The 22966-nt window shown below is 48.1% G+C and carries 26 protein-coding genes; 13 read left to right on the top strand and 13 right to left on the bottom strand.

The window, feature by feature from the left end:
- Positions 1-89: 89 nt before the first annotated feature.
- Positions 90-1031: a L,D-transpeptidase family protein gene (locus P0Y67_RS02270; RefSeq protein ID WP_446728789.1), complete on the top strand. Its 942-nt coding sequence runs from the start codon at positions 90-92 to the stop codon at positions 1029-1031.
- Positions 1032-1157: 126 nt separating this feature from the next.
- On the opposite strand, the gene P0Y67_RS02265 is transcribed toward P0Y67_RS02270, so the two are convergent.
- The 4 genes from P0Y67_RS02265 to P0Y67_RS02250 form a co-directional block, all read right to left on the bottom strand.
- Complete coding sequence (locus P0Y67_RS02265) at positions 1158-1421, bottom strand: Lpp/OprI family alanine-zipper lipoprotein (protein ID WP_027251090.1); 264 nt, start codon at positions 1419-1421, stop codon at positions 1158-1160.
- A 225-nt stretch (positions 1422-1646) separates the two neighbouring features.
- Positions 1647-2240 (bottom strand): SCO family protein, encoded by a 594-nt coding sequence (locus P0Y67_RS02260; protein ID WP_342390570.1) that lies wholly within the window; start codon positions 2238-2240, stop codon positions 1647-1649.
- Positions 2237-2665 carry a hypothetical protein gene (locus P0Y67_RS02255; protein WP_342390569.1) on the bottom strand — a complete coding sequence of 143 codons (429 nt, stop codon included), beginning with the start codon at positions 2663-2665 and terminating at the stop codon, positions 2237-2239. Before P0Y67_RS02255 ends, P0Y67_RS02260 begins: the two co-directional genes overlap by 4 nt.
- 155 nt (positions 2666-2820) lie before the next feature.
- Positions 2821-3732, bottom strand: a complete 912-nt coding sequence (locus tag P0Y67_RS02250; RefSeq protein WP_342390568.1) for a DUF368 domain-containing protein — start codon at positions 3730-3732, stop codon at positions 2821-2823.
- A 234-nt stretch (positions 3733-3966) separates the two neighbouring features.
- On the opposite strand from P0Y67_RS02250, the gene P0Y67_RS02245 reads away from it, so the two are divergent.
- Positions 3967-4263 (top strand): hypothetical protein, encoded by a 297-nt coding sequence (locus P0Y67_RS02245; protein WP_342390567.1) that lies wholly within the window; start codon positions 3967-3969, stop codon positions 4261-4263.
- A 2-nt stretch (positions 4264-4265) separates the two neighbouring features.
- Here P0Y67_RS02245 and pdsS read toward each other — a convergent pair whose 3' ends face one another.
- Together pdsS and pdsR are read right to left on the bottom strand one after the other, a co-directional pair.
- Positions 4266-6458, bottom strand: coding sequence for a proteobacterial dedicated sortase system histidine kinase (gene pdsS, locus P0Y67_RS02240; RefSeq protein ID WP_342390566.1), 2193 nt, complete (start codon positions 6456-6458; stop codon positions 4266-4268).
- Positions 6446-7132: a proteobacterial dedicated sortase system response regulator gene (gene pdsR / locus P0Y67_RS02235; RefSeq protein WP_342390565.1), complete on the bottom strand. Its 687-nt coding sequence runs from the start codon at positions 7130-7132 to the stop codon at positions 6446-6448. The genes pdsS and pdsR overlap by 13 nt, the downstream gene beginning before the upstream one ends.
- A 241-nt stretch (positions 7133-7373) precedes the next feature.
- On the opposite strand from pdsR, the gene pdsO reads away from it, so the two are divergent.
- The gene (gene pdsO / locus P0Y67_RS02230; protein ID WP_342390564.1) at positions 7374-8132 is read left to right on the top strand and encodes a sortase-associated OmpA-like protein PdsO; all 759 of its coding nucleotides are present in this window, start codon (positions 7374-7376) and stop codon (positions 8130-8132) included.
- 9 nt (positions 8133-8141) lie between these two features.
- On the top strand, positions 8142-8327 hold the full coding sequence (locus P0Y67_RS02225; RefSeq protein ID WP_342390563.1) for a hypothetical protein: 186 nt from the start codon (positions 8142-8144) through the stop codon (positions 8325-8327).
- A 162-nt stretch (positions 8328-8489) separates the two neighbouring features.
- Here P0Y67_RS02225 and P0Y67_RS02220 read toward each other — a convergent pair whose 3' ends face one another.
- Complete coding sequence (locus tag P0Y67_RS02220; RefSeq protein ID WP_342390562.1) at positions 8490-9440, bottom strand: chemotaxis protein CheV; 951 nt, start codon at positions 9438-9440, stop codon at positions 8490-8492.
- A gap of 571 nt (positions 9441-10011) precedes the next feature.
- Between P0Y67_RS02220 and P0Y67_RS02215 the strand changes: the two genes are divergently transcribed.
- Positions 10012-10374 carry an NADH:ubiquinone oxidoreductase gene (locus P0Y67_RS02215; RefSeq protein ID WP_342390561.1) on the top strand — a complete coding sequence of 121 codons (363 nt, stop codon included), beginning with the start codon at positions 10012-10014 and terminating at the stop codon, positions 10372-10374.
- Between the two features lie 66 nt (positions 10375-10440).
- Here the strand turns inward: P0Y67_RS02215 and nagA are convergent, their stop codons facing one another.
- Both nagA and P0Y67_RS02205 read right to left on the bottom strand, forming a co-directional pair.
- Positions 10441-11580 (bottom strand): N-acetylglucosamine-6-phosphate deacetylase, encoded by a 1140-nt coding sequence (gene nagA, locus P0Y67_RS02210; protein WP_342390560.1) that lies wholly within the window; start codon positions 11578-11580, stop codon positions 10441-10443.
- A 131-nt stretch (positions 11581-11711) separates the two neighbouring features.
- Positions 11712-12251: a hydrolase gene (locus P0Y67_RS02205; protein WP_342390559.1), complete on the bottom strand. Its 540-nt coding sequence runs from the start codon at positions 12249-12251 to the stop codon at positions 11712-11714.
- 255 nt (positions 12252-12506) lie between these two features.
- On the opposite strand from P0Y67_RS02205, the gene P0Y67_RS02200 reads away from it, so the two are divergent.
- Positions 12507-13193: a VC0807 family protein gene (locus P0Y67_RS02200; protein WP_342390558.1), complete on the top strand. Its 687-nt coding sequence runs from the start codon at positions 12507-12509 to the stop codon at positions 13191-13193.
- Between the two features lie 47 nt (positions 13194-13240).
- On the opposite strand, the gene P0Y67_RS02195 is transcribed toward P0Y67_RS02200, so the two are convergent.
- The gene (locus tag P0Y67_RS02195) at positions 13241-14107 is read right to left on the bottom strand and encodes a DNA ligase (protein ID WP_342390557.1); all 867 of its coding nucleotides are present in this window, start codon (positions 14105-14107) and stop codon (positions 13241-13243) included.
- Positions 14108-14431: 324 nt separating this feature from the next.
- Between P0Y67_RS02195 and P0Y67_RS02190 the strand changes: the two genes are divergently transcribed.
- Both P0Y67_RS02190 and P0Y67_RS02185 read left to right on the top strand, forming a co-directional pair.
- Positions 14432-15103, top strand: a complete 672-nt coding sequence (locus tag P0Y67_RS02190) for a chromosome segregation ATPase (RefSeq protein ID WP_342390556.1) — start codon at positions 14432-14434, stop codon at positions 15101-15103.
- Between the two features lie 5 nt (positions 15104-15108).
- Positions 15109-15495, top strand: a complete 387-nt coding sequence (locus tag P0Y67_RS02185) for a cupin domain-containing protein (RefSeq protein ID WP_342390555.1) — start codon at positions 15109-15111, stop codon at positions 15493-15495.
- 64 nt (positions 15496-15559) lie between these two features.
- Here P0Y67_RS02185 and P0Y67_RS02180 read toward each other — a convergent pair whose 3' ends face one another.
- The gene (locus P0Y67_RS02180; protein WP_342390640.1) at positions 15560-17047 is read right to left on the bottom strand and encodes an FAD-dependent oxidoreductase; all 1488 of its coding nucleotides are present in this window, start codon (positions 17045-17047) and stop codon (positions 15560-15562) included.
- Positions 17048-17472: 425 nt separating this feature from the next.
- Here P0Y67_RS02180 and P0Y67_RS02175 point away from each other — a divergent pair, with 425 nt between their 5' ends.
- Positions 17473-18459, top strand: a complete 987-nt coding sequence (locus tag P0Y67_RS02175) for an OmpA family protein (RefSeq protein ID WP_342390554.1) — start codon at positions 17473-17475, stop codon at positions 18457-18459.
- Between the two features lie 87 nt (positions 18460-18546).
- Here the strand turns inward: P0Y67_RS02175 and P0Y67_RS02170 are convergent, their stop codons facing one another.
- On the bottom strand, positions 18547-19344 hold the full coding sequence (locus tag P0Y67_RS02170; protein ID WP_342390553.1) for a M48 family metallopeptidase: 798 nt from the start codon (positions 19342-19344) through the stop codon (positions 18547-18549).
- A gap of 105 nt (positions 19345-19449) precedes the next feature.
- Between P0Y67_RS02170 and P0Y67_RS02165 the strand changes: the two genes are divergently transcribed.
- The 4 genes from P0Y67_RS02165 (at position 19450) to P0Y67_RS02150 (ending at position 21918) form a co-directional block, all read left to right on the top strand.
- A complete protein-coding gene (locus P0Y67_RS02165; RefSeq protein ID WP_342390552.1) occupies positions 19450-19887 on the top strand; it encodes a hotdog fold thioesterase in 438 nt (145 codons plus the stop codon).
- Positions 19884-20126 (top strand): DUF3389 domain-containing protein, encoded by a 243-nt coding sequence (locus P0Y67_RS02160; protein WP_342390551.1) that lies wholly within the window; start codon positions 19884-19886, stop codon positions 20124-20126. Before P0Y67_RS02165 ends, P0Y67_RS02160 begins: the two co-directional genes overlap by 4 nt.
- 189 nt (positions 20127-20315) lie before the next feature.
- Positions 20316-21221, top strand: a complete 906-nt coding sequence (locus tag P0Y67_RS02155) for a phosphotransferase (protein ID WP_342390550.1) — start codon at positions 20316-20318, stop codon at positions 21219-21221.
- Positions 21222-21279: 58 nt separating this feature from the next.
- Positions 21280-21918 (top strand): putative ATP-dependent zinc protease, encoded by a 639-nt coding sequence (locus P0Y67_RS02150; RefSeq protein WP_342390549.1) that lies wholly within the window; start codon positions 21280-21282, stop codon positions 21916-21918.
- 69 nt (positions 21919-21987) lie between these two features.
- Here P0Y67_RS02150 and P0Y67_RS02145 read toward each other — a convergent pair whose 3' ends face one another.
- Positions 21988-22809: a DUF2797 domain-containing protein gene (locus P0Y67_RS02145; protein WP_342390548.1), complete on the bottom strand. Its 822-nt coding sequence runs from the start codon at positions 22807-22809 to the stop codon at positions 21988-21990.
- Between the last annotated feature and the right edge of the window lie 157 nt (positions 22810-22966).

Here is a 22966-nt window from a genome sequence, read left to right as displayed (position 1 = left end):
TTACTGAGTAAAGATCAAACTTTGCCATAATAATTAAGGTTCTGTTGCCAAATTTTTTGGGTGGAATATCAACTGACTCCCAGTTGCTTATGTCAACAGACTTCATCGATCTGGAGGCTTTCGTGTATCGCTCATTACTTTGTACTCTGATTGGCCTGGCTTCAATGGGTGCGAATGCTATTGAATACCAACTCCCTTCTGACGGCAGCAAGCTCGTCGGTGCTGTGGAGTATTACCAGGTTCCCGAGAATGAAAAAGAGAGTATCGCTGATATCGCTAACCACTTTGACGTGGGTTTTTTAGCCGTGATGGAAGCGAACAAGGGGGTTGACCCTTTTCTGCCTGAGCCGGGCACTATGCTGACCATACCGACCAGGCTGATATTGCCTGATGTACCGCATGAAGGCATAGTGATCAACCTTGCTGAATTGCGTTTGTACTATTTCCCGCCGGGTAAAGATTCTGTCTATGTGTTCCCTATTGGTATCGGCCGTATCGGCCGGGAAACACCTGTGATGACAACGTCAATCAGCCAGAAAATTGTCGGTCCGACCTGGACACCAACGGCGAATATTCGCAAAGAGTACCGCGAAGAACGCGGTATCGAACTGCCGGCAGTGATTCCGGCGGGCCCGGATAACCCATTAGGTGAGTATGCCATGCGGCTTGCTCACAGCCGCGGAGAATACCTGATACACGGTACCAACAAAGACTTCGGTATTGGTATGCGTGTCAGCTCAGGGTGTATCCGTATGAACCCGTGGGATATTGAGTGGTTATTCCCGCAGATCCCAAAAGGCACCAAAGTGCGGGTGATTAATCAACCGTTGAAAGAAACCCGTGAACCGGATGGCAGTCTGTATGTTGAAGTGCATCAGCCTTTGTCAAAGTCTGAGTCTGAAGCAGGGCAGGCGAAAGTCGTGAAACCAAGTAATGCACTTGTTAATGCTGTTGAAAGCGATAATCAGGCAATTTCACGCTTGTCTCAGGCTTTGCAATCTCAGGACGGTGTGCCTGTCGCGATTGATTGAACATTCAGTATCATTGAACTTTTGACTGCCGCTGGCTTGTGCGTGCAACCTTGTACAAGCCGGCAAATGCCAAATTTCAGACAAAAAAAAGTGGAGCTGTGAAGCTCCACTTTTTTGTCGTTTTTGTTACTTACGATACGAACTAGCCATGTTGTCAATACGCTGGTTAGCACGCATTGCTTCCTGGTAAGCAGCATCTGCAGAAGCACGAGCGTCGTTAACGGCGCCGGCCATCTGATCTTGCTGACTTTGCAGTGCACCCACTTGGTCAGAAAGCATGTCTACTTTATTGGTTAGTTGTTGCATCTGATCTACTTCATCTGAGCTGGAACAGCCAATCAAAGTTGCACTCAGAATGATACCAGTAAGGATAGATAATGAACGGTTCATTTTTCTTTCTTCTCCTTTGTTTTGCCACTACAGACCGAGTGTAAAAATTTATCAGTCGGCAGAATTAGTATGGCATATGTTATTCAAATTGCTCATCCAAGAAGCTTTTTTCCCAAAAAAAATTCTCTCAAAGACGAGAAAAAGCCCGTGAACGACAGCAAGAATGCGGCCTTTCGCCGTTTGAGTCAATGCACGCTATGTGAATGATATGTCAAATCTTCTTCATTATTTCTCAATCAGGAGACGTTCATTCCTGTCAATAGCGTCTACCAGGATATTGGGATTTAAAGTGTGAGGCACTTTTTCTAACAAGGTGCCGTCGGGTTTTAACAGATAAAAGTACGAGCTGTGGTCGACGGAATATTCTAATGCTGAATCTTCCTGCTTGGTTTTCATAAAGAGGACGCCATACTTCTTCGCCAGTAATTGGGTTTGTTCCATGGTCCCCGTCATACCTGTAATATTCTGATGGAAGTATTGCGCGTATTGAGCACTTTTTTCAGGTGTATCCCTTTCTGGATCCAAAGTAATAAATACAGGCCAAACTTTATTTAATTCATCCTGGGAGATGGCTTTCAAAGCGGCACCCAGAATAGCCAGTGATGTAGGGCAGACATCCGGGCAATGCGTGAAACCAAAGTAGACAACGCGCAGGCGGTTATCACTGGTATTGAACAAGTCGACAGATTCTTTACCGCTCTCGAGCTGGCCGCTCGACTGCTGAGCTTCTGCGACACTGTCGTCATGGCTGTCAACGAGGTAACGGGTGGCCAGGCCAGCAATCAAGGCTACGGCCAAAATTATCCATTGAAATTTCACTGTGTCATCCTTAGGGAAACGTAGAGAGGTGTAAGTGAGCCGGAATCTGAGGTGATCTTGCCTTGCCAGGTCATAGCGTCCTGTGTACAGAAAGGCAGCATGAGTTCACCAGAAAAGCTGTCATCCGGTTGCCGGGTTAATTGTAGCTGATATTGTCCCATCATCATTTCATGACCTTCCAGAGTAAGAAGGAGGCTGTTTGTCTCTTTCGGCAGCTCAGGCCAGCGAATGGTCATAGTGGTGGGTTGCAGCGGGTGGACAATATTGTCGCTCAGCATGATGCTGGCATTGTTCTGAAGGCAGCTTGCCTGACTCAACTCACAGGCCTGTGAGCTGTCATAAATGGGTTCAGAGCGGATGAATGCCGGCAGCCACTCAATGGCGGCATAGCCCAAGCAGAATGCCAAAATGAGCTTTACTGGCATTGACCAATGCGTTGAGAAAAGCTTGTGGGACATCGGTTTCTCGCGTAAGTATCTTGTTATCAATCAACTGCGCTATGGTATCACGCTTTTTGTGGCGCTCGCAGCTGCGATAAAAGAAAGGCTGCCAGATGGCAGCCTCAGCATTCATTCAGCGGTTAGTCCGCGGCAAATTTTTCCAGTCCCCACACCAGCACTATCCCGAGTAGCATGGCAATGACTGCATAGCTAAGAAGCGCTGGCTGGCCGGTAACCTGTTCAAAACTAAAGGGTGACAGGTTGTGCTCCAGCAGGGGCACTTGTTCTCCGCTGGAATTGGTGCGCCAGCTGATGGTTTCTTTCCAGGGCCAGACTTTATTCAGTGTGCCGAGCATCAGGCCTGTCAGGAAGGTCAGCGTGAGATCGCGGTAATGACGAAGCAGCCACGACAGTATATGAGAAAAGCACAGCAGGCCGAGCACACAACCCGTCGCAAACAGTCCCAGAATACCCAGTTGCAGCGATTTAGCCGCCGTGAGGATAGGGCCATACATGCCCAGCAGCAGCAAAATAAAGCTGCCGGAGATCCCGGGCAAAATCATCGCACAAATCGCAATGGATCCTGCTAACACTATGTTGATACTGGTCGGCGCCATATCAATAGGGTGTAAAACAGTGATGCCATACGCAAACGCTGCACCAGCAATAATGCACAGAACCCGAGTCATTCGCCAGTGCTGAACTTGTTTAAACATATGAACAGCAGAAATCAGGATCAGGCCAAAGAAAAAAGACCATAGCGGGATCGGATGCGTATGCAGCATCCAGGTGATCACACGAGCCAGGGTGAGAATACTGGTGAGAATACCGGTGAGAAGCACAATCAGAAAACCCGCATTGATGTGGGTAAGCACTGCGCGGATTCCCTGTTTGCGCCACAGCGGGATCAGGCTGGGGTTGATGCGTCTGATGCTTTCCAGCAGTGTATCGTAAATACCGGTGATAAAAGCGATTGTACCGCCGGAAACGCCGGGAACGACGTCTGCCGCGCCCATCGCCAATCCCTTAAGAAATGTAAAAACGTTACTCATTTGATTCAGGCATAGTTGTTATGAAAGTGAAGGCATTATACCGACTTAGTGTCAAAACGGTATGAGCACTTTGTTGAGTTCAGGTGGAAAATGTAACGGCAGATGAGTCTGCCTGAAGTCTGTCACTGTCAGCAATTAGTCAATTGTCTCAAGATTCGATCATTATTTGCTGCTAATTTGCTTAACTCTAAAGTATGGGCCTGTGCGGTTCATACTTGAACAAAGGTGAGCAAGATGAAATGGAACAGTGTGATGTTATCAGCGCTGGTGGTTTCTGGAGTATTCGTCGCGAATGTTCAGTCGGAGAGTTTACTGATGTCCTATGACGAATATATGGAGCGGTGCACCGAAACGTATGGCTCCGACAGGACAACCATCAGTGTCTGCGAAAATCAGTATCTGACTATGTATGCCAAAGATGAAGAGGTGACAGCGCAAGCTGAAACACAAGTGCCGGGCACTGCTCCCTCTTCAGATTCTCCAGAACCACAATCATCTGTACCTGAGACCGATACCGAGCAGCCGGAATAAACTCAGGTATTGGTTGCCGTACTCAATGGCAGAGTAATGGCGACAGTGACACCCAAACAATCATGGCGGTTTTTGATTGCGATTTGCCCTGCGTGATAATCCACGATCAGCCGCGCAATATACAGACCCAGACCGAGATGCGGTTTGTCCTGATGCGCCTGACTGCGTACCGAGACCATTGAATGTAACAGTTGGTCGGCCATATCATCCGGTAGTAGCGGCCCCTGATTGCTGACAGTCAGTGTGGCGTGCTTATCAGTTTGTGACAGTGTGACGTCAATCTGGCTGTTCGGGTGGCTGAATTCAACCGCGTTAGCAATCAGTTTGTCCAGTAGCTGAGCCAGAAAGTCGGGTGCGCCTGTGATACGGACCGGGCTTTCCGGCACCTGCACCTGGAAGTCTTGCTCTGCAAAGGCGAACTGATAGCCTTGCATACAGCCGCTGATCAACTCATGGAGCGCAAACTCTTCCATGTCTGCACCTTGCAGGCTCTGCTCGATACGGGTTGCTTCCGTCATGCTCGATAAAATCGTGCTCAGTCTTCGGATACCTTCCTGCGCCCGTTCGATATAGCGCTGTTCATCATGATTGAGGCTGGACATAGAAAGGTTATCCAGTGAAGAGCGCACGACGGCAACGGGCGTGCGCAGCTCATGTGACAACCGCGAAGACAGGTTTTCCAGGTAATGATTGTATTGTCCGAGCCGGTTTACCATGCTAGCCAGACTGCGGGATAAATCACCGACTTCATCTTTCGATGATGACGCAGTGATCGCTTCGCGAATCCGGCCCTGAGCATCTATTGATTGTTCTGCCTGATCGCGTAACCGCCGGATACGGCCTGAGAGGCTTGAGGCAAACAGGAAAAGAATTATGGCAGCGATGATGATGATCGCCAGTAACACGTTAAAGAGTTGTTCCAGAGCCCGGTTTTTCAGGGTCTGAACCCCCTGGGTTGATTCTTCGGCGACCACGGCTCCCATCACTTTGTCATCCAGCCAGATGGGGTAGGCGGCGGACAGAATCATTGCTTTGCCGTCACTTGATGGCCGCCAGTGGGCGTAACCGCGTCCCTGCAAGGCTTGATCAACATTGACGCCTGTGATCAGTGCGGGATCGGCGGGCTTGTCGTCGAACGGGACGGGCTCTGATAAGAGAAAGGTGTAATAAAGCGGGCGCAACAGGTGTTGATCCAGCCAGGAGCCTAAACCATATTCCTCTTCATCATAACGAACAGATGTTGCCCACACCCCGTCGGAATGCTGAATGTCGCCGGATTGCGCTAATACGCGCTGATGACGATCCAGCACCCAGATACGTGAACTGCTGTGCCCCATGCCTTTGACTATGCGCTCAATTTCCGGTGAGGGCAGCAGCACTGTACCCAAATCAGCCGCCGTTTTGCTGTTGGCTGTGCCTATGATGGTCTCAACATCACGGTGGGTATCGTGGTTAACATCATAAACAGACACCGACAGCCGTTGGCCGAGCTGTGACAAGGGCATGCTGATTTCCAGCGAGTAGCCATCCTGCCTTGGTTGCCACTGCGCTGTAATCAGGTTCGTGGCAGAGATCAGGTTCGGCTCGTCAAGCTCATCGGTGATCATCCAGGCCGAAGTCTGGCCATCTTGTTCAAGTGCAATCAGATAGCGTTCGAACTCACCCTGTGGGGTTGTCAGTGCCAATATCAGATGGTCGTTCCTGTCGACCTGATGACTGTTGGCACGGCGCAAAACGGTGTGCCTGTCCTTCACTTTCATGGCGGCATAAAATTGCTGGCTGTGTCGCCCGGTAATCAGATAAAAATCGGTTTGTCCCTGCTGGTAAGGGCGCTGGCTGAATCGGACATACTGACGTCCGTAATAATGCATCTTGGCATCAAGATCCTCAGGCCAGTCTGCCAGGCTTCCGTCAATGGTGATTGAACCGGGCAAGTCGTAGACGTATAAATCGCGGCCATGCTGAACACGAGGCAGAAAACTGGCTTGCTGGCTGAACAGCGCAGGCCGTTCGTTCAGCGCGGTGGCAATGGCTCTGGCTGTGCCAATCAGGGTTTGCTCTTGTCCCTGACGGAGCAGTTTTTCCATTTCAAGAACAAACCGGTACCCGAACCAGGGCAGGGTGAGCAACAGGCTGGCGATGATAACAATCTTAACGCGAAGTCCTGCGGTGAGTCGTGCGGTCAGGCTCCCCATCGGTATCCCATTCCGTAGACAGTATGAATATGATCAAAGTCGGCATCATTCTGGGCAAACTTTTTGCGTATCCGCTTGATATGAGAGGTGATGGTACTGTCATCGACCACGACGTGGGCATCCTCCATCAAATCCTGACGACTTCTGACATGGCCCGGGCGTTTTGCCAGCGCGTACACCATCCAGAACTCAGTCACAGTTAAATCAATGTGCTGATCCTGCCAGAAGATCTGCATTTTGTTCTGGTCAATGGTCAAAGCTCCCCTGTGCAGCAGTGTCTCTTCGGTCGCAGGGGCAGACATCAGCTCACTGCGCCGGAATAGCGCGGCAATTCTTGCCATTAAATGGGGCAGGCTGATGTCTTTGGTGAGATAGTCATCTGCCCCCATCCGCAGTCCGCACACCGTATCGAAGTCGCTGTCGCGTGCAGTCAGAAAAATGATGGGTACAGTGGGGGAGAGTGCGCGTAACGACTGACAAAGTGCGAATCCGCCATCTATCTCATGGCCCAGGCCGATATCTATGATGGCCAGATCGGGCAGTTTGAGTTCGAACGCTTGCTGGGCTTGCTGGCGGTCAGCGTAGCCCTGCACTTTGTAACCGTGCTTTTTCAGCACATCCATGTAGTTTTCCCGAATCGCCGCTTCGTCTTCAACAATGGCTATATGTTTCATTGATTGCTTCATCATTCACCTTGGAGAAAACTGACTATACCTGAACTGGCAGGCTAAAAAAGTGCAAATCCGCCTTCAAAGTCAATTGCCATAATGTTGCCACATTTGATCAGCACATTGCCTTTTTCTCTCCCTCTTATTGCCTGAACACTTTGTTTTAATTCTCTCATCGGCAAACGAGAGCTGCATTAACGGCCTCAGATGCTTTTTCGGATAACACAGAAATGATGAGGAAAATCAGATGAACGACATGATGAAAAAACAGGCTCTTTCCCTTCTGGTCGCCACAGCGGTGATGGGCGCCAGCACTCAGGTTCATGCGGGCCAGCAGAGTACAGCAAACACTGAACCGGTTGCACAGCAAGAACAATGGATTGGTATGGGTTCCGGTGCCGCAGTCGGCGGTCTGGTTGGTGGTCCGGTCGGTGCTGTGATTGGTGCAATGGTCGGCGGGATTATGGGGACGGCCGTTGGCCAGGAAGGTTATATCGCCAGCCAGACAGCGCGTTTGAGTGAGCAGCAGAAAACCATTGTTGCTCTGAATGAGCGTAACGCTGAACTGGAGCCTGTGCTAAACAGCTATCAGGACATGCAGCATGAAATGGCCAGCCTGCGCGAGACACAACAGAAGCATGATATGGCGTTGGCAATGAACGTACATTTTCGAACCGGCTCGGCAGTGATTGAGCCCCATTTTCAGGCTCAGTTGGATGAAATTGCAGAACTGATGAAGCAATCGCCAGAAATAAACTGGGAATTATCAGGCTATGCAGACCGCCGTGGCGGGTCGGAGCGTAACCAGGTTCTTTCTGAAGAGCGTGCGACTGCCGTCAGGGATTATCTGGAATCTCGGGGCGCGAATCCATTGCAGATTGTCACCATTGCTTATGGCGAAGAAGAGCCGCTCAAAATGGATGAAAGCTGGGAGTATGACTTTTTTGACCGTCGTGTCACTTTGCGTAGTCAGCAGGGACCGGTTCAGACAGCGCAGTCGCATTAAGGGGGATGTATGGAATCGACAGCTCAGTTTACGCTCAGCAGTTGCTTAATACCGATAGCGGTTTTGGTGTTGTTTACTATGCAGCTGGCAATGAAAAGCGATGATCGCACATTGTCAGTCAGTCATCAGATTGAAGCGAAGGGATTCAATGATGGTATCTGGCAAGATATGGACAGTCTTTCACCTAATCAGTAGTTTGGTTCAGTATCAGGGGAGCCGGGTTGGACTGGCCCCTGACTCCTGGCCGGGAGCACTGCTGAAGCTGACATTACTGCATTTGAGTCTGGTGTATTGCTGATAAGACTACGCGCCTTTTAACCTTTGTCTGCCAAACGTCGTGAGTAAGCCCGTGGCGAATTACACGGGCTGCTTTAAGGCTTCTCTCAGTCTGTCCTGGACGACTTCAACCAACAGATCCGGCTGGAATTTAGAAATGAAACGGTTACAGCCTACTTTATCGACCATTGCCTGGTTAAAGCTTCCGCTGAGCGAGGTGTTTAGTGCAATGAACAAATCTTTCATCCTCTCATCACTGCGGATTTCGTGGGTCAGGCGATAACCATCCATTTCCGGCATTTCGGCATCGGTGAACATCATCAGGATCTCGTGATTGACCTCTTTTCCTTCATCGCACCAGCCTTTGAGAATATCCAGTGCTTTTTGCCCATTAATGGCTTCTATGATTTCCAGGCCAAGCTGCGACAGGGTATCCCTGATTTGTGCTCTCGCGGTTGAAGAGTCGTCGACAATCAGAATTTTGCGTCCATGAAACTGGCTGACTAAATGCTGATCGAGAATATCGTCAGAAATGTCCGTGTTGTATGACACAATCTGAGCCAGCACCTTTTCGACATCGACTATGCTGACCAGCCTCTCAACACCCTCTCTTTGGATTCTGGTAATGGCGGTCAGATAATTGTTTTTACCGACCTGACTGGGTGGCGGCTGAATGTCCTGCCAGGTCATATTGGCAATGTTCATCACTTGTCCGACGAGAAAGCCCTGAACGCTTCGATTGTACTCAGTAATGATGAGGTTGGTTTCAGTGCTCTCTTCCGTGGCTCTTACACCAATAGCCTTTCGTAAATCAATGATTGGAATCGACTGTCCGCGAATGTTGGCAACACCACAGACACTGGAATGACTGCCGGGCAGCGAGTGCAGGTGCGGTTGCTTGACGATTTCACGCACTTTGAACACGTTAATCGCAAATAATTGAGCAGAATGAAGCCGAAAAATCAGCAATTCAAGGCGGTTCTCTCCAACAAGTTGTGTACGAAGATCGACTGCATCAAGAATGGTCGTCATAAAATGCCCGTAAATGTGGTTTTTGTTCTGAATTTCAGCAAATTATAGAGAGAGGAAGCCAATATTCCTAACGAAGGTTACAAAGGTAAGAGCAACATCCCAGTTTCATAGTGAATGCGCCAAAAGAAAAGCGCATCACTCTTGTTTCTTACCGTTGCGATTGGTTCGTACTAAAGGTTTGTCACACTTTTCACTTTGTTGGGCTCTGAAGTGAAAATTCAGTATTAGATCCTGCTTTTCATGCGAAGGACTGTGTTATGGCATTGATCTTCCATGCTACTAGCACTCAAATTGTGAATTTTATTTTTCAGATATGGCCTTTGCAGCGATATCCTGCTGCTGGCAAAGTTGTTAACTGTTTTGTAACTTTTCGCGGGAAGTTGTTTCCTGTTAGGTGTTTATAATGTTTCAGAATGTAAATGACTGAAAGTGAAACATTTTAGTAACAATGCTGGGAAGAGTGACCACTGTTAAACCTCAGTAAAACCTGAAACAATAGCCGCAAAAGGGCGATCCGGTGAAAGAGTTGGCGCCCACTGTCATTAACGTCGGGTTTTTGAGTGAGGTTCTTATGAAGTTCTTGATCATTCTCGCTGTATCGGTTGTTGCCGGTGTTTTCTCAGGTGAGCATCTTCATTCATTTATGGCCGGTTTTGGCATAGCGTCTCTGGCGGTAGGTACGGCCTACTGGCTGGCATTCCGGGCAACGCGTTATCCTCAATTGGCATTCATGCTGCTGCTAACCGGGTTAATGGCTAAAATGGGCGTCACTGTCGCAGGGGTAATGTGGGGGCTGGAAAATCAGGTGATTAACTCACCTCTGGTATTTGCTCTGTCATACCTTTTCTTTTCTATTGTCGCGACTTACGGCTACTTCAAGCTGCGCGAATATCAACTTACCCGGCTTGAAACGCTCAAACTCGCCAACGCATAATGCACAAAGGGCCACAGATGAGTGGCCCTTTGTCTTTTTACTTCGCGAACATTGCATACCGTCGCTTTAAACGTGATGCCGCAACCCCATCTGCACCGTGCCTTTTACTTGCAGATCCGCCGTCAGTAATGCCAGATTGGCTTTATATCCTGTTCTAACCCTTCCATAGTGTGCATCCAGCCCCAGTGCTTTGGCCGGGTACAGGCTTGCCATCCGCAATGCCTCTTCTTTGCTGACACTCACATGGTTAATCAGATTATGTACCCCTTCAATCATGGTAATGGCCGCGCCGGCAATCGTGCCATCGGCATAATGGCATTTACCGTCGGTGACATAGGCCTTGGTGCCTGCCATATCGTACTCTTTGAGGTCAGTACCCGCTGGTGTCACAGCATCGGTAACCATAAAAAGTTTCTCTCCCAGAAGCTGGTGGGCGATTCTGATTGAGGCGTAATTCACATGAATACCATCAACAATAATGCCGGTATGGGGTTTGCGATCAAAGATATAGCCGACAGCACCTGGCTCACGGGAATCCAGCGGACTCATCGCGTTAAACAGATGCGTGGCCATACTGATGCCCTGTTTGGCGATGTAGTCGGTGTACCGGCCATTGGTGTGACCCATAGACACTATGATGTTCGCCTCTGTCAGCTGGTTAATCACCGATTGCTCACAAGACTCAGGCGCCAGTGTGATCACTTTTATGCAATGGGCATGGCTGATGAGGTACTCCGCGGTTTCTTCATCAAGATCCCTGATGCATTGTTCCCGATGGGCCCCTTTCTTTTGGCGGTTGATGAAAGGGCCTTCTAAATGCAGTCCCAGCACTCCTTCAGATTCAGGGGTATCAATGCTTTCAATCAACTGAATGACTTCGTTAAGCGGTTCGGCTTCGCTGGTGATAAAAGTGGGAAGATATTGGGTGGTACCGTAGCGAAGATTGGTGGCATTCATGGTATCCAGGGTGGATTTGGCAATGTCTGTGTTTAGCAAGACGCCGCCACAACCGTTTAGCTGAATATCTATGAAGCCCGCGGTGGCCAGTAACCCTGTCCCGTCCAGACAGTCGGTCGGGAGTAATTGCCGGGACTTGGCTTGCGACATGGGCATGACGGCAGAGATGGTATCTCTGTCAATAAAAATGGCTTGATCTTCAGCAATCGTGCTGCCATCAAACACGCTGATGTGGGTTATGGCGTACATGGGCCGGACTCCGAAAATGCCGAGGAGGAGATTAACCTATGGCTATCTTATTTTTTTTATGAAAATAAGATAGCCTGCATTGAATCCGGGATCAATTTATCAGTGCAATTAATGTCAACTTTGTGACTTAATTATTTGATGAGGTTTAAGATCTGCCTGAAGCTTTCCCCTTCAGCAACGCCTTGTAACTCAAAAAGTACCATTTCTGTGCACGAGACAGAGGCGCCTGCCTGTTGCATGCGATTCAGGGCGACTGTTTTGTTCGCCGCATTCCGTGAAGAGACAGCATCAGAAATGACTTCGACATGGTAGCCTTTGCGAAGTAAATCCATGGCGGTTTGATAGACACAAATGTGCGCTTCGATACCGACCAGCAGCACGTTCTTGCAGCCTGTGGAAACTAAAGCGTCCATAAAGTCGATCGACTGGCAACCGCTGAAACAATTTTTGGCGATCGGCGCCTGATCAGTGAGGTGCTCAGCAATCTGCGCAATAGTGGGCCCAAGCTTATCGGGTAACTGCTCTAACCAGATGACAGGTAATTGAAGCGCTTTTGCCCCTTGCGTCATGACAGACAGGTTTTGATAGAGAGTATCACTGTCTGACATCAGGCTGGCCAGCTTACCCTGAACATCAACGATCACCAGTGCGGTTTTATTGCGATCCAGCATAGGAATGTCCTTATCTTAAATTCACCGTTATGTGCTTTTACATGAAAAGTTTAGCGGTGATTGCTCCTTGGTTGTAAGGCAGAACATGGTTCTATCTGACCATAAAGTCAAGTCGGTTTGGTATTTTGTCTGCCCCATAAGCTAAAATAGTTTGGTGAAGTCGACCAAAGCGAAAAGCCTTGTAACTTGTTTCATCTTTACATTATGGGTAAATGACGGAACAATGACCCGATATTGAAACGTACCTGAAAAACCATGACTGAAAAAAAATCGAATCCTCTTACTGATCTTATCTTCAATGTCATCGTACCGTCTGTGGTACTGATGAAGCTGAGTGGCCAGGAACAACTGGGCCCTGTTAATGCATTGATGCTGGCACTGGCTTTCCCGATTGTGCTGGGTGGCTATGAACTGATCAAACACAAGAAGTTTAACTTCATTTCGTTATTGGGCTTTGTCAGTGTATTACTGACCGGTGGAATAGGTTTACTTGAACTTGATAATCAATGGCTTGCAATTAAAGAAGCTTTGATTCCTGGTTTGATTGGACTTGTGGTGTTTGTCTCAACATTCACTAAGTATCCTGTTGTAACCAAAATGATTTTCAACGATGCCGTTCTGAATCTTTCGCTGATCAAAGAGAAATTGACACAAAACGGCAAACTAACTGAATTCAACAAGTGTCTGGCACAGTCTAATTATTTGTTTGCCAGTACCTTCGTGTTTTCCTCAATAATGAATTACGTACTGGCCACCACCATAGTGACCAGCCCGGCAGGGTCAGAAGCTTTTAACGAAGAGCTGGGTGAAATGACGCTGCTGAGTTATCCGATGATCGCGATTCCGTCCATGCTGATGATGTTCGGTATCTTTTATTACGTCTGGCGTTCTATCCGGCGCATGACCAATCTTGAAGCTAACCAGATTTTCAAGATGCAGTAATACCGCCAAGGGCTTACCACTGAGTAAGCCCTTTTTACATCTGCGTATCACAGAGTCGATGCCGGTCTTGTTCGCAAATATCGGGCAAAGCGAGGGATATGGTTATGTGTAAAGCCGTTATATCTGATGGTGACTATACTTCCGATTTCAGGGGGAACGGCACGATCTGCATCTGAAAAACCCGTACCGATTTTAAAGGGCGGCAGAGCATCCATCTTTACCCAGAGCGCCCCCATCAATCCCTGATATTTCCCTTTCCCGGGCTCGTAGCCAACCACGACAGCTTCTGCATCTTCGAAGCGTTTTATTTTTACTAAGCTGTCTGACCGGCCTGCGACATAGGGTTGCGAAGCATGGTGTAACATTATTCCTTCACCGCCATCGGCTTCTATTTCCGACAGCCAGTTCTTTACCATGGCTATTGAGGTCAGTTTTCGCTGCTCTATGACGTTGATGTATGGATGATTTAATGTATCGACCAGTGCGGTGACATGGCGCCGGCGCTCATCAAATGAACCAGGATGTGCGGGGGCATCGAATACCATGAATCGGATCTTTTCCCACTGTTCAGGGTTGGGTGATGAATCCAGCACTGTTTGTGATACCAGATGAAAAGCGTCTCTTCCGGCCCATAATTCGCCCTCTAACACTTGGTCAGGCAAGCCAGCGGTGAACCACTGTGGTGCATGAATAACGTGCCCTGTACGGGTTTGCAGCTGCTGGCCATTCCAGTGGGCGCGGATGCCATCTAATTTTTCGCTGACCCAATAATCGGTCATTCTTGTACCCATAGGGAGCAGAAATGAGTCATCTTGCCAGGCAGCAGAAGTGGCTCTCATTGTTACCGTTTCTTTGGCATAACTGATTGGGCTCAGCATTAAGGTGATGATCATCGCCAGCTCAGATTGCTTCATGTTAGTTTTCCTCCGGGGGCTACAAGGGCAAAAAGTAACCCGACACTGTCATATCCAGATTTTATTCCGAGGGAAAAAGCGAAAGAGTGCGGCAGGAATGTGATTCGGAATAGCTAATTTTCTATCGCTATCATAGACTTTGCGAATGAAGCCTCAATGAAGCTTGATAAAGCTCTGACATCGGTTCGCATCGGTTGTGGTAGTTTGTGTCTCTGCCACTTAGCTACCCAGGGCTCTTGACGTCATTTGGGTATATTGGGCTGTTTATCGATGCTTAATCACGTATTGAACTGGGTAGTTTGTTAGGAGAAAGGAATGGAGTTGATGTCGAACTGGAAAGTGACTTTGGTTGCCGGTTTAGTTGCAGGAATGCTACTGGCATCGGCAATAGGGCACCTTCAGCATCAGCCAACGGTTGCGGAAATGGACAACCTTCGTGAGATAAACACTGAGCAGGCGGAGCAAATACAAAGCCTGAGCTCGCGGTTAGAAACGATGGCGTCAATGGAAACTCGAAAAGCAATTGAATTTAAAGAGTTACAGCAGCAACTTGAGCAGAAAACACTGGAGTTATCTTCAGTACGTGAAGAGCATGCAAAGCAAATGGCGGCCCTTAAGCAACAGAAAAAGCAGCTGGTTGTCACCAAAAAACAATTAGACACCAAAGTTGAGACGCTGACTGAAGCAACCCAAAAACAGCAGACTGTGCTGTCCAACTCTAAAGCGTTATATCAGCAGCAACTGGGGCTGCAAAAGCAGCTCAGCCAGGTAGAGGCTGATGTGAAACAAGCGCGGCGTGTTGCTGAAGAGTTCAAAAAGCCGTGCGACGAGTTTAAATCCGGCAAAAGTTGGAACTGGGTTTCTCAGGCTGATTGCGATCGTTATGAAGCAAAATTATCCAAAGTGGCGGAAGCGGAAGTGGAACGAACGGCGCTTCAGAACGAACTTGATGAACTGAATGAAAAAATCAATGTTACTTTGCCAAAAGATGAGTGATGTTCATGACGATCAACAAGTGTCAACCTGGCAGCCTGAGCATTCAGGATGTGTTATCAGACATACCTGATAAGCTGCCGGAAGAGCTGTTTCAGACTCTGATTAATACGTCTGGTGTACGTATTGAGCGAATCATCTCGCGGGGTCACCAGACACCACCTGATGAGTGGTACGATCAACATGAAGATGAGTGGGTGATGGTCATTCAGGGGGCCGCCGAGCTGGCATTCGACGATGGCCGTTTGCCTGTTCGGCTAGGTGAAGGCCAAAGTATTTATCTCCCTGCACACTGCCGTCATCGGGTCAGCTGGACGGCGCCCGGCGCGAATACCATCTGGCTGGCCGTATTTTTTCCGCCAGACTGCAATGACCTGTCAATTCTGCCTGAATAAAACCGGCATCCAGAAGATACCGGTGCTGTTGCTGTCTGATTTTCACCGTGCTGCCAGATAAGGTTTAGCCAACCGGCAGAGCTAAAGCGACTGGAAACTGACGAGCTCTCGCCAGTGCCTCGGCTTTTTCGGTGATAGTGGCAGCGCCAAGCTGCTGAGTGACTGTAAAGCGAGCTTCCAGAGGTAATGTCAGGCCACTTTGTTCAGCGTTAATCAATCCGTCTGCTACCAGCTTTTTGACGATGATCTCTGCGGCGGTTAATGCAGAGGACGCTTTGACGATCTCGGTGCGGGCATAGCGGTATCCATCAAACGAGACATCGGCAGCGCGAAGAGAGGGGTCTTCTCCCGGGATCTGCTGCGCCCCAAACAGTGGCGGACCGCCTACACTGGCTGTTTTATACGCTGGCAGATGTTTGGCAATATGCGCAATAGCCCTGTGCGTTCGTTGCTCTATATCACTGGGCTGCCAACCGTTTCTCAGCATATTTTTGTATATAGGATTTAATACGGGCTGAGCACTTTGTTCATTGCTGCTGACCAGGCCGTCTTTGAAGAGTGTGATGTCTTCTGTCATGCCGTGTAATTGGAAGTAGCCGTCCGGGTAGGGAGTCAGCTGAGCCATTCCCTGCGGGGTGCCACGCTGACCATGGAAAATAATTTCAGGCCATTCTGCTTTGCTGTCTTCCCATCGGGTGACATAGGCCGCTTTAAATTCGACCAAACGTTTACGCTTATAATGCGCCATATCATCTAAGGTGCCGGTGCGGTAACCACAGGCATTGATCAGATAATCCACTTCCTCTTTGTGGCTGTTGCAATTGCTACTGCCTTCACCCAGACAACGGTAAGTAATTTGCCATTTATGGGTCTGATTATCCTGCTCTATATGCGTTACCTTGGTGCGTGTTCTGACCTGGCTGTTGGGAAGTGCATCCAGTCCCAGAGTGACAGTGGCGGCTAACCGAAAGACGCTTACACCGTACTCCTGAACAAGTACGATGGGGAATTTAAAATTATCAAGGTCAAGGTGTTTTGCGACCGGAACCATCCAATCATCAGGCGCTGTTGCCCGGTTTGGCACAGTGCGTTGAGCCAGTCTTTCCAGATCTTCGCGATAATAGAGACGGAAATAATCATCCGGCTTGCCCAATACGGCATTTGCCGCATCCTTCTGAACCAAAGTTTTATAGTGTTGCTCAAGCAAAGTCAGCCGGGGGAGCAATAAGTCGGGATGGCCGGGATCCTGTTTCGGAACAGCGATGACGGTGGGGCGAATATTAGCGCTGTGTTTATAGACTCTTAACGTATCGACAGACTGTGTCAGCAGTTGGAGACACTGCTCATCTGAAATGTCACGATACAAATTGCCACCTGCGTGCAAGTGGCAGATAGGAGGACCATTAACCAGGCTTGGCCCTTCTTCGAAAAGGTTGACAGAGAAACCTTGCTCGGCAAGCCGAAGTGCAATGGTAGAACCTGCCATTCCTCCGCCAATAACCCCAATTTTCAGATGGCTAAAAGGTCTGTTTGTGCCAGTTTCAATCGTCATCAGCGGTAAATTCAACATTTTTGTAATCAGTTCTCATGCCGGACATTTTACTTGTCTGGCGCTTCGTTTGAAACAGTGAACATAAACAAACTCATTGATTGTTCATTTTTCTGTCAGTGTGAATTTACAATGTAAACATTATGCACCTGAGTGTGCATATGGGGGTGGGTTGTGATCTGCTTGATTGATAAAAGCCTGATCCGGCAACCTGGCTGGTTTACCTGTTGGCAGTGGTATTTTTTTGACTTGTATGACTCAGAAAGGGCTGTTTTCGGACACTGTCATAGATTGTGCTTAAAAATCGCTCCAGCTGGATGTCTTAATAAAGATATCGGCGCGCTATAACCTGCTTATTACCTTGCTAAAATTGATATCTCTGTCTAAACCCTTAGAGGTAGTGGTGAACTAATAACAAGGAAAATTTTATGATTCGAATAATCAAATTTGTTCCGTTGGCGATTTTTTTGTCTGGTTCAGTTGTTGCCGCGACAGAGAATCCGTGGTATTTCGGCGCCCGGGTGGGTGGCACACATTTTAACAATTTTGACGGTGCGATTGACGGCCAGAAAAGTGACTACGGGCAAGATGACTGGGGCGGGGGTGTTTTTCTGGGTTACCAGTTCTCTCCTATGGTTGGCTTAGAAGGCGGGTACACTTACCTTGGTGAAGCCGATTATGATTTAGGCAGTGGCGGCTTTGAAGCTTACGGTTTGGATTTAGTTGCCAAGCTGACATGGCCTGTGACGGATGTTGTTGATCTGTATGCCAAAGCGGGTGGCTTTTTCTTTAATGTTGATAACACGGTAAATGGTGCAGATGACAGTGGTACATCGGGCACTGCAGGGGTTGGGGCTGAATTTTATATGAATCCCAACGTCTCAACACGGTTAGAATATCAATATTACAATCAGGTTGGGCGCAGTGAACCTGGTAAGACAGATATTCATTTCTACGGGTTGAGCTTGGTATATCACTGGGGAGCACCAGCAGCCGCGGCCGTTGTTGAAGAGGCAGCTCCGCTGCCAGAGCCCGCGCCTTTGCCTGCTGCGACTATTCAGCCTGTCCGGGTGGCATTACCGTTTAACTTCGACAGTAGCCAGTTAACAGAAGATTATGTTGCTAAGTTACAACCCATTGCGGATCGCCTGGTGAATTATCCTGACAGTAAACTTCAGGTGATAGGCCACACAGATGCATCAGGTACACCGGCTTATAATCAGAAACTGTCTGAAGAACGTGCAGCAGCCGTCGCGGGCTATCTGGCGGGCTACTTCAGTATTGGTATGGACAGGATTGAGATTAAAGGCTTTGGTGAACGGGATCCTATTGCAACGAACAACACCGAAGAAGGGCGAGCGCAAAACCGCCGGGTAGAAGCTTATATGCCTGGTATGACGGATAATAGCCAGTAGTTTCAGCATTTTTACCTTTACTCTGCAAAGCCTCCTTGATGGGAGGCTTTTTCTGCTCAGAGCAAAAATAATCCAATATCCAGATTATCAGCCTGGCGCTTTACAGTTGGGAGGTGTTGTCGTTGAAACGGGCAAGCGGCCGATTTCACGCCGTAAATCATCAATGCGTGATGCATGGGAAGGGTGGGTCGACAGAATTTCAGGGGGTTGCCCGCCGCCGCTGGCTTTGCTCATGTTTTGCCAAAGCGCCACGCTTTGATTCGGATCGAAACCAGCTTGTGACATCATGCGCAGCCCGATGATATCGGACTCCGATTCCTGCGCACGGCCATAAGGCATCAGAATGCCGTACTGTACACCAAGCCCGAGCCCGGCCATGGCCATTTCCTGATACTCAGTGCCACCGAGGGCGACGCTGGAAATTTGCAAACCAAGGTTGGCTAACTGAGAGCGGGACAAGCGCTCGTTGCTGTGTTTGGCAAGGACATGGCCAATTTCATGGCCGATAACAGTCGCGAGTTGATCCTGATTCGTTGCAACTTTCAGCAGGCCGGTATACACGCCGATTTTTCCGCCGGGCAGCGCGAAGGCGTTCACCTGATCACTGTCGAATACAACCACTTCCCAGCTTGGTGCTTCTGGCTGGCGGCCAAGTGATGCAGTTAAAGCACGAGTGACACACTGAACATAGGTGTTAACCTGAGGATCAGTATTGATCTTTTCCTTTGTTTTCATCTCTTCAAAGGACTGTGCGCCCAGTTGCGACATGTCCTGTTCAGAGAACAGCAGTACCTGTTGCCGGCCAGTGGGTGAATTACTGCAAGCAGCCAGCAGTAATGCACTTGCCAGCAAACTGGTAACGGGTAAATGGCGAAATGCTATCATAGTTCTCACTCCTCGCTTTTTAGTATATGCCATGTTGTACATCGCTTATCAGCCATTTATATAGATGTTATGCTGGCGCAATCTAGCTTGTTATAAGGAATAGCAATGTCGATTTGGCGAAAGAAATTTGATCTTAACGACTTAAATCAAACCTCAGTGAACACCCTGGTTCAACACCTCGGCATCGAATACAGTACCTTTGATGACAATAGCCTGACGGCAATAATGCCAGTAGATTCAAGAACTCACCAGCCTTTTGGCATGTTACATGGCGGAGCATCTGTGGTTCTGGCGGAAACGCTGGGGTCGATTGCTGCCAACATGTGTGTCAGTGACGATAAGTACTGTGTTGGTCTTGATATCAATGCCAATCATATCCGTGTTGTTCGTACGGGTTTTGTGAAAGGAACAGCCAGCCCTGTGCACTTAGGGGCCACGACCCAAGTCTGGCAGATTACTATCACCGATGAACGGGATAATCTTGTGTGTACAAGCCGGTTAACTATGGCGGTACTGAAACATAAAAAGAAGGACGAAGCATGATTCTGACATTCAGCCAGGGCAGGATTGTTGCTAATCAGCATGAGCTGGTTATTCGTCTTGAAGGGACGGGTAAAGTGACTTTGCAGGCAAGAGCCGATGATATCCGGTTGCTAAGACAACCAAATATCATTACAGCAACAGGGAGTGGTGTGCAATGGTCAATACATTTGGATGATGATGCACAACTCGAAGCTCTGTCGGACTGTATGGGTATTGCTATTGATTCTCATCATAATTAGAGATTATTTCCTTTTTATATCTAGTAGCCGCACTTTTATCTTTTTTGAGGGATATATCGCGAAGTTAAGCTTAATGGCTTTTATATCTGATCATTTTTCTACAAAATCGAAACATTATATTTAATTTTTCGATGTATTTAGAGCTTGCAGATTAGCTATTTATTGATGTGGCTATAAGAAAGGATATCTATGCAAGAGCCTCAACTTAACAGAATTGCGGTTAACGCTTTTCGTGCTCTGTTTAACAGTTGCCCTGATTTTTGTAATCTACAATCTACTTTTTATGGCTGGGTTGCATTTCTTGCTACAGAGAAACGACGAGTGGTTATTAAGTTTTGTCGTCAGGCTGGCCGGCTGAGTCAGGAAATTAATTCTGTCAACCGTTTAAGATCAATGATTGATTGTAAAGTGCCTGAAATTTTATTTTTTGGCTGTGAGGAAGGACATGAATTCATCGTTATGGAGTGGGTGAATGGTGTCCCGGCACATGAATTACCGACTGAACCACATGCACTGAAGGTATTTTCGGATCACTTTACAGAGCTTCTTATTAATATGCACAATCAACCTCATGATCAAGGGTTTGAAATAGCAGAGAATAAGTATGATTCTCAGATAACACCTGCATTTGAAATATGGATGGATCCGGTATTACAGTACGTATTAGACACAGATTCCCCTTTCTCAGCGGAGCTGAAAAACCATTTCGAAAAACTCTGGGATGAGCGTCAGGATGTATTGGCACCCATGAATGAACAGCCATCTTTTGTGCATGATGATTGTCATTTAGCGAATGTCCTGTTCGATGCAAAAACGTTTAAAGTAGCGGCCATTCTTGATCCTGCCGATGCCGGTATAAAGCACCGGGAGTTTGATGTGTTTCATTTAAATGATATTCGTCCCGAGTTGAATCTCATTGCTCGTTATGTGGCGAAATATCCCCTTGCCGAAGGTTATGAAAAACGACGCTGGTATTTAAGTCTCTGGGATGATGCCAAACATGCCTCGAATATTGGTTGGTATGATGAGCAAAGCTTCATTTATAAACTGCAGAAATACCATGGCTTATCTAAAAGGACTGGCAGGATGCTTTGAGAGATGCCGTTAAATTGTTTACAATATGCGCGTATTTTCGACCTTTAGTGGCAGCCGTATGAAAAAAGCGCTCTTTTTGTTTGTGATAACCCTTTTGTCGGGTTGTGTGTCTTCTCCTTCGACTCCGCCCTCAACGCAGAATGAGGATGTGGCTCAAACGGGTAAAGCCATAACCTCAGTGCCGGAGGAGCAATCTGAATCAGTCAAGGTGGTTCCGTCCGCACCGGTTGCTGTTACGCCTGCTGAAACCACGTCTCAAACAGCTAACACTCAACCCCCTGCCGGTAAGGCGCAGCCAAAGAAAGTGAAAACCCGTGACGGGAAGTTGATACTGGGTCAGCACGAGTGGGTGTGGCTGAGTCCGGCAAAGCAGTTCGTCAAAGTACGGATTAACCAGGAACAAAAAGCATCGACTCTTGGCGTGACATCACTGGTTCCTTTCGAGCGTGATGGCAATGAATGGGTCAAATTCACTGCTCGCGGTATGGACTTTGAATTACCTGTGACCCGGTGGTCGGGAAAAGAGGACACTAAGTCAGCCATTGTCCAGGTAAGAACCATTCTGGGTGATCTTAACGCACTAACCGATTTTGCTTTGGTGCAAGGCAAAGATGTTGTGCTGGGTGAGAATTTCACCAAAGATGTAGCGATTGTCGATTCAACCCGCGACTTTGTTCAGCCTAAAAAGAAGAAATGAAGATACAAAGCAAGACGCAATTTTGATGTCACAGAGCCAGGCAGCCGCAAACTGCCTGGCTTGGTGCGATTACGCAGATCTGGTCTGTACTGAGACTTCATAGCTGGTGAATTTACGCACATTAATCACACCAGTGTCGAAAATCAGATATTGCCCTTTGATGCCAAGTAATATCCCTTCAACAACAGGTTCTTTGTCGAAATTGTGCGACTGTATTTTCTTGGGGTACAAGCTTACCGGGTAAGTAATCTCGACTATGTCCTGATTAAGACGTTCAATGGAATCTGCCCCAAAATGCAGCAATAAGTCCTGTAGCTTTTCTTCAATTGCTGGCAGCAGTTTTTCTGCTTCCGCGGTCAAATCGATCGACTCTGCATCACCTTTCAGCATTGCCCGCCAGTTGGTTTTATCGGCGATAAATTCGGCTAATGCAACTTCAACTAACCCGGAAAGATGACGGTTTTTCACTTTCAGTATCGGTAAAGCCTGTGTGGCACCCTGGTCAATCCAGCGTGTCGGAATTTGGCTATGACGGGTGATCCCAACTTTAAGGCCGGAAGTATTGGACAGGTAAACATAGTGAGGCACCATGCAGTGTGAATCACCCCATTCAGGCTCCCGGCATGTGCCTTGCGCATAGTGGCAGGTTTCTGGCTTCATTACACACATGTCACAACGGGCCAGTTTTTTCATACATGGAAAGCAATGCCCTTGCGAATAGCTCTTTTTGGTTTTTCTTCCGCAGGCATCACAGAAAATATTGCCGCTGAAAGTGAGTTGCAGGTGATGACCAATCAGCGGGTTCAGATCGAGAGTTTGCTCTCCAACCAGCAGTTGATAACTGACGACATCGCCAAGCGATGAACGCATTTTACTTAATGTACCTTGCATGATAATTCTCTGCTTACATTGCTTAAGATGGGATCTTTGCCCCTGTAGGGTGAGTGTATCATTTCGGTCTTCAACAAGAAAAACCGGCCCAGGTGAAGTGGGCCAGTTGCATTTTTTATCAACAATTGGGCGCTTCACACGGGCCGGTTCAGAAACT

It is taken from the genome of Photobacterium sp. SP02 (assembly GCF_038519165.1).
In the GTDB taxonomy this organism is placed as follows: Bacteria; Pseudomonadota; Gammaproteobacteria; order Enterobacterales; family Vibrionaceae; genus Photobacterium; species Photobacterium halotolerans.
This window is presented reverse-complemented; position numbering and strand designations above follow the sequence as displayed.